The organism is Micromonospora sp. WMMB482, assembly GCF_019038635.1.
In the GTDB taxonomy this organism is placed as follows: Bacteria; Actinomycetota; Actinomycetes; order Mycobacteriales; family Micromonosporaceae; genus Micromonospora; species Micromonospora marina.
In genome coordinates, this window is the sequence record NZ_JAHOPD010000020.1 from 6,641,040 (window position 1) to 6,655,343 (window position 14,304).

General features: G+C 75.4%; 1 protein-coding gene (cut by a window edge). It reads right to left on the bottom strand.

The window, feature by feature from the left end:
• Positions 1-14,302: the start of a type I polyketide synthase gene (locus tag KSK32_RS31590; protein ID WP_216935500.1), read on the bottom strand. It extends 15,584 nt beyond the left edge of the window; 14,302 of the gene's 29,886 nt are visible here — the first part of the coding sequence; it begins with the start codon at positions 14,300-14,302; the stop codon falls past the left edge of the window.
• Positions 14,303-14,304 lie beyond the last annotated feature (2 nt).

Sequence of the window (14,304 nt, forward strand, 5' to 3'; positions counted from 1 at the left end):
ACACCAACACCAGCGACCGCACACCATGCGCCGACACCAGATGCTCCGCCACCAACGCACCCAACGCACCCGTACCACCGGTCACCAACACCGCACCATCACCCACAACCGGCGTCTCCACCGACGCCGGCACCACCGCACGAACCAGACGCGGCACGAACACCCCACCCGCACGCACCGCGACCTGACCGCCGAAGGCCACCGGCTCGTCGGCCACCGTGGCCAGCACACCCAACAGCCCGGCGTCCACGTCGCCGTCGACGTCCGCCAGCACGATGCGACCCGGGTGCTCCGACTGCGCAGAACGCAGCAGACCCCACACCGCCGCACCGCCCAGGTCGGACACCCGGTCGTCCGCAGCCACCGACACCGCGCCCCGCGTCACCACCACCAGCCGCGACTCCGCCAGCGCATCCGCCGCCAGCCAGGACCGCACGGTCGCCAGCACGGCCGTGGTCGCCGCACGCACCGCGTCGGGGTCGTTGTCGGCGGCGGCGTCCGGCGCGCCTGCGTGGTCGGGACGGTGCGCGCTGCCGGCAGGCACCAGCAGCAGCCGCGGCGCCGCACCCGCCGATCCGGCGAACGCCGCGACGTCGCCGTGCGCCAGCAGCTCAGCGAGGGCCGACAGGTCGGCGGTTGCCGGCTCGCCCACCAGCGCCCACCCGGCGACGTCCCCGGTCGGCGTGACCTCCTGGGCCTGCCAGGTGACCTCGAACAGCGACCGGGCCGCCGCGCCCGCCGCGGTCACGCCGGCCAGCTCGCGCAGGGCGAGGGAGTCGACCGAGACCACGGCCGCGCCCGACTCGTCGCACGCGACCAGCCGCACCGCCGAACCCGTACGTGTCAGCCGCACCCGCAGCACCCGCGCACCCGAGGCGTGCACCTGCACACCCTCGAACGCGAACGGCACCCGCGCCCCGCCCGACCCCTCCGTGCCAGGCAGCAGCCCGATCGGGTGCAGGGCCGCGTCCAGCAGGGCCGGGTGCACCCCGAAGCCCGCCGCGTCGCCCGCCACCTCGTCCGGCAACGCCACCTCGGCGTACACGTCGTCGCCGGTGGTCCACACCCGGCGCAGTCCCTGGAACACCGGCCCGTATGTCAGGCCGTGCTCCGCAAGCGTCGGGTACCAGCCCGTCACGTCCAGCTCGGACCCGCCGGCCGGGGGCCACTCCCCCACGCTCGGCTCGTCGGCCGTCGCCGGCTCCAGCACGCCCTCCGCGTGGTGGACCCAGTCGGCCTCCGGGTCGCCCTCGGCCTGCGAGTGCACCGCCACGACCCGGGTGCCGGTCTCGTCGGCCGCGCCGACGCGTACCTGCACCCGCACCGCACCCGCCTGCGGCAGCAGCAGCGGCGCAGCCACGGTCAACTCCCGCACCCGCGACGCACCCACCTCGTCACCCGCCCGCACCGCCAACTCCACCAGGGCGGTGCCGGGCACGATCACCGTGCCGGAGACGACGTGGTCGGCGAGCCACGCGTGGGTGGCGAGGGAGAGCCGGCCGGTCAGCACGACCATGTCGGCGCCGGCGACGGTGACCGCCGCGCCGAGCAGCGGGTGCCCGGCGACGCCGAGGCCCACGCCGGAGACGTCGGCGGTACGCGCCTGGCCCGCGCCGAGCCAGTACCGCTGGTGCTGGAAGGCGTACGTGGGCAGGTCGACCCGGCGCGCGCCGCTGTCGGTGAACCACTGCGTCCAGCTCACCGGTACACCGTGCACGTGCAGTTCGGCGAGCGCGTGCAGCAGCGCCTGCGGGGCGGGACGGTCCCGACGCTGGACGGCCACCGCCAGCGCGTCGTCGGCGAGCAGGTCGGCGTTCATGGCGGTCAGGACGCTCTGCGGGCCGATCTCCAGGAATGTGCCAACCCCGGTGGCCCGCAGGGCGGCGATGCCGTCGGCGTAGCGCACGGCCTCCCGCACGTGCCGCACCCAGTACTCGGCGCGGGTGATCTCCTGCGGGTCGGCGAGCGCCCCGGTCAGGTTCGACACCACCGGCAGCAGCGGCGCCCGGAACGCCAGCCCCGCCAGGACGGCGCGGAACTCATCGAGCATGGGCACCATCAGCGGACTGTGGAACGCATGGCTGACGGTGAGCCGGCGGGTACGCACACCCCGCTCCCGCCAGGCCTGCTCCACCTCCGCCAGGGCCTCGACGGCACCCGACACCACCACGGCGGTAGGCCCGTTGACCGCCGCGATACCGACCCGATCGGTCAGCCCGGCGATCGACTCCACCACGGCCGCCTCGTCAGCGGCCACAGCCAGCATCCCGCCACCGGTGGGTAGCGCCTGCATCAACCGGCCCCGCGCCGCCACGAGGGCGCACGCGTCGGCCAGGGACAGCACCCCGGCCACGTACGCCGCCGTCACCTCACCGATCGAGTGACCGGCCACCACGTCGGGAACGACTCCGAACGACTCCACGAGGCGGAACAACGCCACCTCGACCGCGAACAGACCGGCCTGCGTGAAGACGGTCTGGTCCAGCAACCCCGACTCGGCGGAACCCTCCGACGCGAACAGCACCTCCCGCAGCGGGCGCGGCAGCAACGGATCGAGCTGCCCACACACCTCGTCCAACGCGGCGGCGAACACCGGGAACAGGGCGGACAACTCCCGGCCCATCCCCGCGCGCTGCGCACCCTGACCCGAGAACAGCACGGCCAGCTGCGTACGCGTCGTGCCGGCCCCCGCCGCCACGGCGGCGGCCGGCTCACCGGCGGCGAGCGCCCGCAGCCCGGCCAGCAGTTCGTCCCGGCCCGTCGCGGTGACCACCGCACGGTGCTCCAGCACGGCCCGGCTGACTGTCGACGACCAGCCGACGTCGGCGGGGCGCAGTTTCTCGTCGTCGGCGATCCAGCGGGCCCAGCGGTCGGCCTGCGCCGCGACGGCGGCCTCGGAGCGGGCCGAGAGCAGCACGGGGGTCGGCAGCGACCCGGCGGCGGGCGTCGGCGCGTGCTCGCCCCGGGTGGGCTCCGCTTCGGCGGGGGGCTGCTCGATGATCACGTGCGCGTTGGTGCCGCTGACGCCGAACGACGAGATCGCGGCGCGACGGGGCCGACCCGCCGCGGGCCAGTCGCGGGCCTCGGTGAGCAGGGAGACCGCCCCGGCGCTCCACTCGATGTGCGGGGACGGCTCGTCGACGTGCAGCGTCGACGGCAGCACCCCGTGCCGCATCGCCATGATCATCTTGATGATGCCGGCCGCCCCGGCGGCGGCCTGGGTGTGGCCGATGTTCGACTTGATCGAGCCCAGCCAGAGCGGCCGGTCGGCGGGCCGGTCCTGCCCGTACGTCGCCAGCAACGCCTGCGCCTCGATCGGGTCGCCCAGGGTCGTGCCGGTGCCGTGTGCCTCGACGGCGTCCACATCGGCCGTGGTCAGCCGCGCGTTCGCGAGGGCCTGCCGGATGACCCGCTGCTGCGACGGGCCGTTGGGGGCCGTCAGCCCGTTCGACGCGCCGTCCTGGTTGACGGCGCTGCCGCGTACCACCGCCAGGATCCGCCGGCCGTCACGCTGCGCGTCCGACAGGCGCTGCACCAGCAGCACACCGACGCCCTCGGACCAGCCCGTGCCGTCGGCCGACGCCGCGAACGACTTGCAGCGACCGTCCTGCGACAGGCCCCGCTGCCGGGAGAACTCGATGAACGTCCCCGGCGTCGCCATGACGGTCACGCCACCGGCCAGGGCGAGATCGCACTCGCCGCCGCGCAGCGCCTGCACCGCGAGGTGCAGCGCGACCAGCGACGACGAGCACGCCGTGTCGACAGTGACCGCCGGGCCTTCGAGGCCGAAGGTGTACGCGACCCGGCCGGACAGCACGCTGCCGGAGGTGCCGGTGCCGAGGTAGCCGCCCACGCCCTCGGGCAGGTCCTGCACGCCGGAGGCGTAGTCGTGGTACATGAGCCCGGCGAAGACGCCGGTCCGGCTGCCGCGTAGCCGCGACGGGTCGAGGCCGGCCGACTCGAACGTCTCCCAGGACGCCTCCAGCAGCAGTCGCTGCTGCGGGTCCATGGCGATCGCCTCGCGCGGCGAGATGCCGAAGAAGTCCGGGTCGAACTCGGCGGCCCCGTACAGGAAGCCACCGTGGCGGGTGTACGACGTCCCGGGGTTGTCCGGGTCGGGGTGGAAGAGCCGGTCGAGGTCCCAGCCGCGGTCGGTGGGGAACTCGCCGATGCCGTCGGCGCCGGCGGCGACCAGGTCCCACAGCTGCTGCGGGTTCGTCACGCCGCCCGGGTAGCGGCAGGCCATGCCCACGATGGCGATCGGCTCGTCGACGTTCGTCGCCCGCACGGCCCGCTGCTGCTCGGCGACCTGGCCGGACAACTGCTCGTACAGGTGCTCCGACAGGGCGGCGGGGGTCGGGTAGTCGAAGACGAGCGTCGACGTGAGCCGCAGTCCGCTCGCGCTGTTGATCCGGTTGCGCAGCTCGACGGCGGTCAGCGAGTCGAAGCCCAGTTCCCGGAACGCCCGGTCCGCCGGCACCGCCTCGGCGCCGCCGTGGCCGAGCACCTGCGCGATCATCCCGCGCACCAGCAGGGCCACCTGCGTACGAGCCTCCTGCGGGTCGAGGCCGGCCAGCCGGTCGGCCCACGTGCCGGTGCCGGAGCGGCGACGCTTCGCGGCCGGTCCCACCAGGCCCCGCAGCATCAACGGCACCCGGCCGGCCGCGGTCCGTGCCCGCATGGCGGGCAGGTCGACCACGGCCGGCACCAGCGCCGCGCCGCCGTGGGTCAGGGCGGCGTCCCACAGCCCGAGCCCGACCGGGGCGGTCATCGGGACCAGACCGGCCCGGGTCACCCGCGCCCGGTCGGTGTCGTTGATCGACGCGGCCATGCCGTCGGTGTCCCACATGCCCCACGCGAGGCTGACGGCGGGCAGCCCGCGCTGCGCCCGCAGCACGGCGAGGGCGTCCAGGAAGGCGTTGCCGGCCGCGTACGCGGCCTGGCCGGGAGAGCCGAGCACCCCGGCGACGGAGGAGAAGAGCACGAACAGGTCGAGGTCCAGCTCGGCGGTCGCCTCGTGCAGCCACCAGCCCGCCGTGACCTTCGGGGCCAGCACGTCCGCCAGCCGGTCGGCGGTGATCCCGCTGACGATGCCGTCGTCGAGGACGCCGGCGGTGTGGACCACCCCGGCCAGGCGGTCGTCGGCGGTGATGGACCGGACCAGCTCGCCGACGCGCTCGCGGTCGGTCACGTCCGTGGCGACCACGCGGGCGGTCGCGCCCAGCGCGGCCAGCCCCCGCACCAGCTCGTCGGCTCCGGGGGCCGCCGGGCCCTGCCGGGACGCCAGCACCAGCGAACGCACGCCGTAGGCGGTGACGAGGTGTTCGGACACCAGGGCGCCCAGCGATCCGGTGCCGCCGGTGACGAGGACGGTTCCCCCGTCGAGGGTCGCCGGGGTCCGCGCGGCGCCCGTGGCGCGGACCAGCCGCGGCAGGTACGCCGTGCCCGACCGCACCGCGACCTGTCCGCCGAGGGTGGGGTCGTCGGCGGCTGCGGCGAGCAGGGCCAGCAGGTCGGCGTCCAGGTCGGCGCCGGGTTCCAGGTCGGCCAGCACGAGCCGGCCGGGGTGCTCCGACTGGGCCGAGCGCAGCAGGCCCCAGACCGCCGCCCCCGCCAGGTCGCTGACGCGGTCGTCGGCGCCGGTGGCCACGGCGCCGCGCGTCACGACGACCAGCCGCGAGTCCGCCAGCGGCTCGGCCGCCAGCCACGCCTGCACCGCGCCGAGGACGTCCGTCGTGACGGAGCGCACCGCGTCGGGCACGTCCGTCCCGGGGGTCGCCGGGGTGACGGGCAGCAGCAGCGCCGCCGGGGCGGTGCCGTCCGTCGCCGCCGTGGTCAGAGCGGCGACGTCGGCGTACGCCGGGAGCTGCGGCGCGCCGTCGAGCGGGCGGTCACCGAGCACTGCCCAGCCGTACGCGCCGTCGGGCGCGGCGATCTGCTCGGGCTGCCAGGAGATCTCGAACAGGGATCGGTACGCCTCGTCCGGCGCGGCCGCCAGGCCGGTCATCTCGCGCAGCGTCAGCGAGTCCACCGACACCACGGGCACGCCCGTCTCGTCGGCGGCGACCAGCCGCACCGAGTTGCCGGAGGCGGTGAGGCGGACCCGGAGCGTCCGGGCGCCGACGGCGTGGACCTGCACACCCTCGAACGCGAACGGCACCCGGGGCCCGCCGCCCGGCTCGTCGGCGGGCAGCAGCCCGACGGGGTGCAGGGCGGCGTCCAGCAACGCCGGGTGCACCCCGAAGCCCGCCGGGTCACCGGTGACCTCGTCGGGGAGGGCGACCTCGGCGAACACCTCGCCGTCGGCGGTCCACGCCCGGCACAGGCCCCGGAAGACCGGCCCGTACGCGAGCCCGTGCTCGGCGACCGTCGCGTACCAGCTGGTGACGTCCACCTCGGACGCGCCGGGTGGCGGCCAGGCGCCCAGGGTGGGCTCGTCGGCAGTGGGGGCGCCGACGAGGCCGTCGGCGTGCCGGGTCCAGCCCGACTCGGAGTCGTCCTCGGGCTGGGAGTGCACGGTCACCGAGCGACTGCCGGTCCCGTCGACGGGACCGACCCGGACCTGAACCCGTACCCCGCCGCCGGTGGCGGGCAGCACGAGCGGGGCGAGCACTGTCAGCTCGCGGACGCGGGACGCGCCGACCTCGTCGCCCGCCCGGACGACGAGGTCCACCAGCGCGGTGCCCGGCACCACCACGGCGCCGGAGACCACGTGGTCGGCGAGCCACGGGTGCGTCGACACCGACAGCCGGCCGGTCAGCACCACCATGTCCTCGCCGGCGACCGACACCGCCGCGCCGAGCAGCGGGTGCCGCGCCACGCCGAGCCCGGCCCCGGAGACGTCGGCGGACTGGCCGGCGGGCGGCAGCCAGTACCGCTCCCGCTGGAAGGCGTACGTGGGCAGGTCCACCCGCCGCGCGCCGGTCTCGGCGAACCACTGCGTCCAGGTCACCGGCACGCCGTGCACGTGCAACCCCGCCAGGGCGTGCAGCAACGCCTGCACCTCCGGCCGGTCCCGGCGCTGCACCGCGACGGCCAGCACGGCGTCGTCGTCGGGCAGCACGTCGCCGGCCATCGCGGTCAGCACGCTCTGCGGCCCGACCTCCAGGAACGTGTCCACCCCGCCAGCCCGCAGAGCGGTGATCCCGTCGGCGAACCGCACGGCCTCGCGCACATGCCGCACCCAGTAGTCGGCCGTGCGGATCTCGTCGCCGGCCAGGGCCCCGGTCACGTTCGACACGACCGGCAACAACGGCGCGGCGAACTCCAACCCGTCGAGAACGGCCCGGAAATCGGCCAGCATCGGCTCCATCAACGGGCTGTGGAACGCGTGACTCACCGTCAGGCGACGCGTACGCACGCCCCGCTCGTGCCAGTGCCGCTCCACCTCGTCGAGCGCGTCGACCGCACCCGACACCACCACGGCGGCGGGCCCGTTGACCGCAGCGACGCCCACCCGGTCGGTCAGCCCCGCGATCGATTCGACCACCGCCGCCTCGTCGGCCGCCACGGCCAGCATGCCGCCGCCCGTGGACAGCGCCTGCATCAACCGGCCCCGCGCCGCCACGAGGACGCACGCGTCGGACAGGGACAACACACCCGCCACATGCGCCGCCGTCACCTCACCGATCGAGTGACCGGCCAGCATGTCCGGCACGATCCCGAACGACTCCACCAGGCGGAACAACGCCACCTCGACCGCGAACAACCCGGCCTGCGTGAACACCGTCTGATCCAGCAACCCCGCCTCAGCACTACCCGCCTCAGCGAACAGCACCTCCCGCAACGGACGCGGCAACAACGGATCCAGGTGCCCGCACACCTCGTCCAACGCGGCGGCGAACACCGGGAAGACCCCGTACAACTCGCGGCCCATCCCCGCACGCTGCGCACCCTGACCCGAGAACAGCAACGCCAACTGGCCGCGCTGGCCGCCGGGGCCGGTGAGCACGCCGGCTGAGACCTCGCCCGCCGACACGGCTTCGAGGCCCGCCAGCAGTTCGTCCCGGCCCGCCCCGGACACGACGGCCCGGTGCTCCAGTACGGAGCGCGACGCCACCGAGGACCACGCCACGTCGAGCGGGCGCGGGGCCCCGGTGCCGCCGATCCACTGCGCCCAGCGGCCGGCCTGCGCCGACAGCCCGGCCGCGTCGCGGGCCGACAGCAGCAGCGGCAGCACCGTCGGCACCCGGGCCGGCTCGTCACCGGTGACCGGCTCGTCGCCGTCGGCCGGCTCGTCCGCGTCGGTCGGCGCGGGCGGCTGCTCCAGGATCAGGTGCACGTTCGTACCGCTGATGCCGAACGACGACACGGCGGCCCGGCGAGGCCGGTCCACCGCCGGCCAGGGGCGCGCCTCGGTGAGCAGGGAGACCGCGCCCGCGGACCAGTCCACGTGGGGGGTCGGCTCGTCGAGGTGCAGGGTCCGTGGGAGCAGGCCGTACCGCATCGCCTGCACCATTTTGATCATGCCGGCGACGCCGGCGGCGGCCTGGCTGTGGCCGATGTTCGACTTGATCGAGCCGAGAAGCAGCGGCCGGTCGGCGGGGCGGCCCTGACCGTACGTGGCCAGCAGGGCCTGCGCCTCGATCGGGTCGCCGAGGACGGTGCCGGTGCCGTGCGCCTCGACGGCGTCCACGTCGGCCGTGGTCAGCCGGGCGTTCGCGAGAGCCTGCCGGATCACCCGCTGCTGGGCCGGCCCGTTGGGGGCGGTGAGACCGTTGGACGCGCCGTCCTGGTTGACGGCACTGCCGGCGAGCACGGCGAGCACCTGGCGGCCCTGCCGCCGGGCGTCGGAGAGGCGCTGGACCAGCAGCACGCCGACGCCCTCCGACCAGCCCGTGCCGTCGGCGGCGGCGGCGAAGGACTTGCAGCGCCCGTCCGGGGCGAGGCCGCCCTGGCGGGAGAACTCGACGAAGGCGCCGGGCGTCACCATGACGGTGACGCCGCCTGCCAGGGCCATGTCGCACTCGCCGCCGCGCAGCGCCTGGGCGGCCAGGTGCACCGCCACCAGCGAGGACGAGCAGGCGGTGTCGACCGTCACCGCCGGGCCCTCCAGCCCGAAGGTGTACGACACCCGGCCCGAGATGACGCTGTGCGCGCCGCCGGTGAGCTGGTAGCCGGCCAGCTCGGCCGGGGTGTCGGTGGTGCCGTAGCCCGACGGGGAGGCGCCCACGAAGACGCCGGTACGGCTGCCGCGCAGCTCCTCCGGGTCGATGCCGGCCTGCTCCATGGCCTCCCAGGACGCCTCCAGCAGCAGCCGCTGCTGCGGGTCCATGGCGACGGCCTCGCGCGGCGAGATGCCGAAGAAGCCCGGGTCGAAGGTGGTGGCGCCGTCGACGAAACCGCCCTCGCGGGTGTGTGAGACGGGTTGCCCGTCGGCGTCGACGGCCAGCAGCCGGCCCATGTCCCAGTGGCGGTCGTCGGGGAAGCCGCTGATGCCGTCGCGCCCGGTGGCGACCAGCTCCCACAGGTCGTCCGGGTTGGCCACGCCGCCCGGGTAGCGGCAGCTCATGCCGACGATGACGATCGGGTCGTCGTCGACCGGCCCGGCGGGGCCCCAGGCGGTGACGGTCTCGACCTCGTGCAGGCGCAGCGTCGCCGACAGGTGGTCGGCGAGGGCGGCCGGGTTCGGGTAGTCGAAGACCAGGGTGGTGGGCAGGGTGAGACCGGTGGCGGTGCCGAGCCGGTTGCGCAGCTCGACGGCGGTCAGCGAGTCGAAGCCGAGTTCCTTGAACGCCCGGTTGGCCTTGACCAGTTCGGTGCCGGAGTGGCCGAGCACGGCGGCGGTGTGCGTGCGTACGAGCTCGGTCAGGTGGCGGTCCTGCTCGGCGCGGGGCAGCGTCAGCAGGTGCTGCCGCAGCCCGCCGCCGACGGTGCCCTCCGGTTCCGCGTCGACCACGCGCAGGGCGTCGCGCGCCTCGGCGATGTCGTCGAGCAGGGGGCGGGCGCGGGCGGCGGCGAACGCCGGGGTGAACAGGGCCCAGTCGACGTCCGCCACGGTCAGCGCCGGCCCGGCCCGGCCGACGGCGCTGCGCAGCGCGTACACGGCCTGGGCCGGCGACATGGGGCTGAGGCCACGGCGGGCCAGCAGTTCCTGCCCCTCGCCGCTGGCCATGCCGCCGTCGGCCCAGGGGCCCCACGCCACGGCGGTGGCGGTCAGGCCGCGGGCGCGGCGCCGCTCGGCGAGGGCGTCGAGGAAGGCGTTGCCGGCGGCGTACGCGGCCTGGCCGCCGCTGCCCCAGATGCCGGCGATCGAGGAGAACAGCACGAACGCGTCGAGCGGTCGGTCGCCCAGCAGCTCGTCCAGGTGCACGGCGCCGGCGATCTTGCCGTCGAGCACCCCGGCCAGGCCCGCGAGGTCGGTGTCGACGAGCATGTTCAGCTGGCCCACCCCGGCGGCGTGCACCACCGCGGTCAGGGGCGCCGGGTCGGCGTCGACGTCGCGCAGCAGCGCCTCGACACGGGCGCGGTCGGCCATGTCGGCGGCTACCAGGCTCACCCGGGCGCCGAGCGCGGTCAGTTCGTCGCGCAGCTCGGCCGCCCCGGGGGCGTGCTCGCCGCGGCGGCTGGTCAGCACGAGGTGCTCGGCGCCGTTGGCCGCCGCCCAACGGGCCACGTGCGCGCCGAGCGCCCCGGTGCCGCCGGTGACGAGGACGGTGCCGGACGGCTGCCAGCGGTCGACGGTGCCGACGGCCGCCGGCGTGGCGCGCACCAGGCGCCGCACGAAGACACCGGAGGGCCGCACGGCCACCTGGTCCTCGTGGCCGCCCCCGGTCAGGACGCCCACCGCGTGGTCCCAGTCGCCGCGCCCGGGCGCGTCCGGCAGGTCGACCAGGCCGCCCCAGAGCTGCGGGTGTTCCAGCCCGGCGACCCGGGCCAGGCCCCACAGCCCGCCCTGGGCGACGCTGCGCACCGGGTCGGTGTCGCCGGTGCCGACCGCGCCCCGCGTGAGCATCCACAGTGGTGCCGCGACGTCGGCGGCGTGCAGGGCCTGCACCAGCGTCATCGTGGCGGCCGTGCCGAGCGGCACCGCCGGCCGGCCGGGGTGGGGTCGCTCCAGCAGGCCCAGCAGGGAGACGATCCCGGTGAACGGGGTGTCCCCCACGGCGCCGGCCAGCCGCGACGTCACCTGGTGGCGCTCGGCGAGCGGGTCCACCGCCAGCCGGGACACCTCGCCGCCGGCGGCGCTCAGCGCCCCCGCGAGCGCCCCGGCCCACTCGGTCGTGGCGGCGTCGTCGGCAGGCTCCACGAGCAGCCAGCGTCCCGGCGGGGTGAGCGGTGCGGGGACGGTGGTCCGCTTCCACACCACCCGGTACGACCAGCCGTCGACGACGGCGTCCCGCAGCCGCGCCTTGCGCCAGGACGACAGGACCGGCAGGGCCGGGGCCAGGACGCCCGCCCCGTCGGCGCCGAACTGCGCGGCGAGGGCCGCCACGTCGGAGCGCTCGACGGCCGACCAGAACTCGACGTCCACCACGTCCGGGCTGACCGGGCCGGTGGCCGAGGCCGGCATCTGCTCGGGCCAGTAGCGCTGCCGCTGGAACGCGTACGTGGGCGGGGCGACCGGGGTCGCTCCGGTGCCGGCGTAGAGGGCCGCCCAGTCGACGGGTGTTCCGTTGACGTGCAGTTCGGACAGGGCGGCGAGCAGGGCCCGCGACTCGGGGCGGTCGGCGCGCAGGGCGGGTACGGCGACGACCGGGGTGTCGTCGTCGGCGTCCGCCGGCTCCCGCCCGCTCAGTACGTCCCGGGCCATGGCGGTCAGGACGCTGCGCGGGCCGATCTCCAGGAACGTGTCCACCCCGGCGGCGCGCAGCGCGGCGACCCCGTCGGCGAAACGCACAGCCTCCCGCACGTGCCGCACCCAGTAGTCGGGACTACGGATCTCGTCGACGCCAGCCAGTGCACCGGTCACGTTCGACACGACCGGCAACGCCGGCGCCTCGAACGTCAGCCCGTCCAGGACCACCCGGAACTCATCCAGCATCGGCTCCATCAACGGACTGTGGAACGCATGACTCACCGACAACCGGCGCGTACGCACACCCCGCCCACGCCAGACCCGCTCCACCTCGTCGAGCGCCTCCACCGCACCGGAGACCACCACCGACGTCGGCCCGTTGACAGCCGCGACCCCCACACCGGTCAAGCCGTCCAGCGTCGCCAGCACATCGGCCTCAGCCGCCGCAACGGCCGACATCCCACCACCGGCCGGCAACGCCTGCATCAACCGGCCCCGCGCCGCCACCAACACACACGCATCCGCCAGCGACAACACCCCCGCCACATGCGCGGCCGTGACCTCGCCGATCGAATGACCGCCGACCAGGTCGGGGGCGACGCCGAACGACTCCACCAGGCGGAACAACGCCACCTCGACCGCGAACAGACCGGCCTGCGTGAACACCGTCCGGTCCAGCAACTCCGCCTCGGCCGTACCCGGCTCGGCGAAGAGCACCTCCTTGAGCGGGCGCGGCAGCAGCGCGTCGAGCTGTGCGCACACCTCGTCCAGCGCGGCAGCGAACACCGGGAACTCGGCGTACAACTCCCGGCCCATCCCGGCACGCTGCGCACCCTGACCCGAGAACAGCACCGCGAGCGAACCCCGGCCGACCGCCTGCCCGACGAACAACGCGCCGGACGGCCGTCCGGCGCCCAAGGCACGCAGCCCGGCCAGCAACTCCTCGCGGCCGGTAGCGCAGACCACGGCCCGCTGCTCCAGCGCGGAGCGCGACACGACCGACGACCAGCCGACGTCCACGGTGCGGAGGGCCTCGTCGTCCTCCAGCCACCGGGCCCAGCGACCCGCCTGCGCGCTGAGCGCTGCTTCGGAGCGGGCGGAGAGCAGCACGGGCACCACCGGCAGGGCGACGGTGGGGGCCGACCCGGTCTCGGCGGGGTCGGCGGCGTCCGGGGCGGGCGGCTCCTCGATGATCGTGTGCGCGTTCGTGCCGGAGATGCCGAACGACGACACAGCCGCCCGCCGGGGACGGTCGGTCGCCGGCCACGGCGTCGCCTCGGTCACCAGCGACACCTCGCCGGCCGACCAGTCCACCTTCGGCGTCGGCTCGTCGACGTGCAGGGTGGACGGCACGAGCCCGTGCCGCATCGCCATCACCATCTTGATCACACCGGCCACGCCGGCGGCGGACTGGCTGTGGCCGATGTTCGACTTGATCGAGCCGAGAAGCAGCGGCCGGTCGGCGGGGCGGCCCTGACCGTACGTGGCCAGCAGGGCCTGCGCCTCGATCGGGTCGCCGAGGACGGTGCCGGTGCCGTGCGCCTCGACGGCGTCCACGTCGGCCGTGGTCAGCCGGGCGTTCGCGAGAGCCTGCCGGATCACCCGCTGCTGGGCCGGCCCGTTGGGGGCGGTGAGACCGTTGGACGCGCCGTCCTGGTTGACGGCGCTGCCGCGGATCACGGCGAGGATCGGGTGCCCCTTGCGTTGCGCATCCGACAGCCGCTCCACCAGCAGGATACCGACGCCCTCGGACCAGCCCGTGCCGTCGGCGGCGGCGGCGAACGACTTGCACCGGCCGTCGGGGGCGAGCCCTCGCTGCCGGGAGAAGCCCACGAACGGGCCGGGGGTGGCCATGACGCACACGCCGCCGGCCAGGGCCAGGTCGAAGTCGCCCTGCCGCAGCGCCTGGCACGCGAGGTGCAGGGCGACCAGCGACGACGAGCAGGCGGTGTCCACGGTGACCGCGGGGCCCTCCAGGCCGAGGGCGTACGCGATCCGCCCGGAGACGACGCTGGTGGCCGTCCCGGTCAGCAGGTAGCCCTCGTCGGCGCCCTCGGCCTCGCTCTGCGGGCCCATGCCGTAGCCGTTGGCGGCGGTGCCGACGAAGACGCCGACCTTCTGCCCCCGCATCGAGGCGGGCGCGACGCCGGCGTGCTCGAACGCCTCCCACGACGTCTCCAGCAGCAGCCGCTGCTGGGGGTCCATCGCCACGGCCTCGCGCGGCGAGATGCCGAAGAACTCCGCGTCGAAGTCGGCCGCGTCGTAGAGGAAGCCGCCCTCGCGGGTGGTGGAGCGGCCGGCCCGGTCGGCGTCCGGGTCGTACAGGTTGTCCAGGTCCCAGCCCCGGTCCGTCGGGAAGCTGCCGATCGCGTCGCCGCCGGAGGCCACCAGGTCCCAGAGCTGCTCGGGGCTGGCGACGCCACCCGGGTAGCGGCAGGACATCGCGACGATCGCGATCGGCTCCCGGGCGGCGGCGGTCAGCTGCTGGTTGAGCTGGCGGAGGCGGCCCGTCTCCTTGAGCGACGCGCGAAGCGCCTCGACGACCTTGTCTGCGGACGTAGACATCA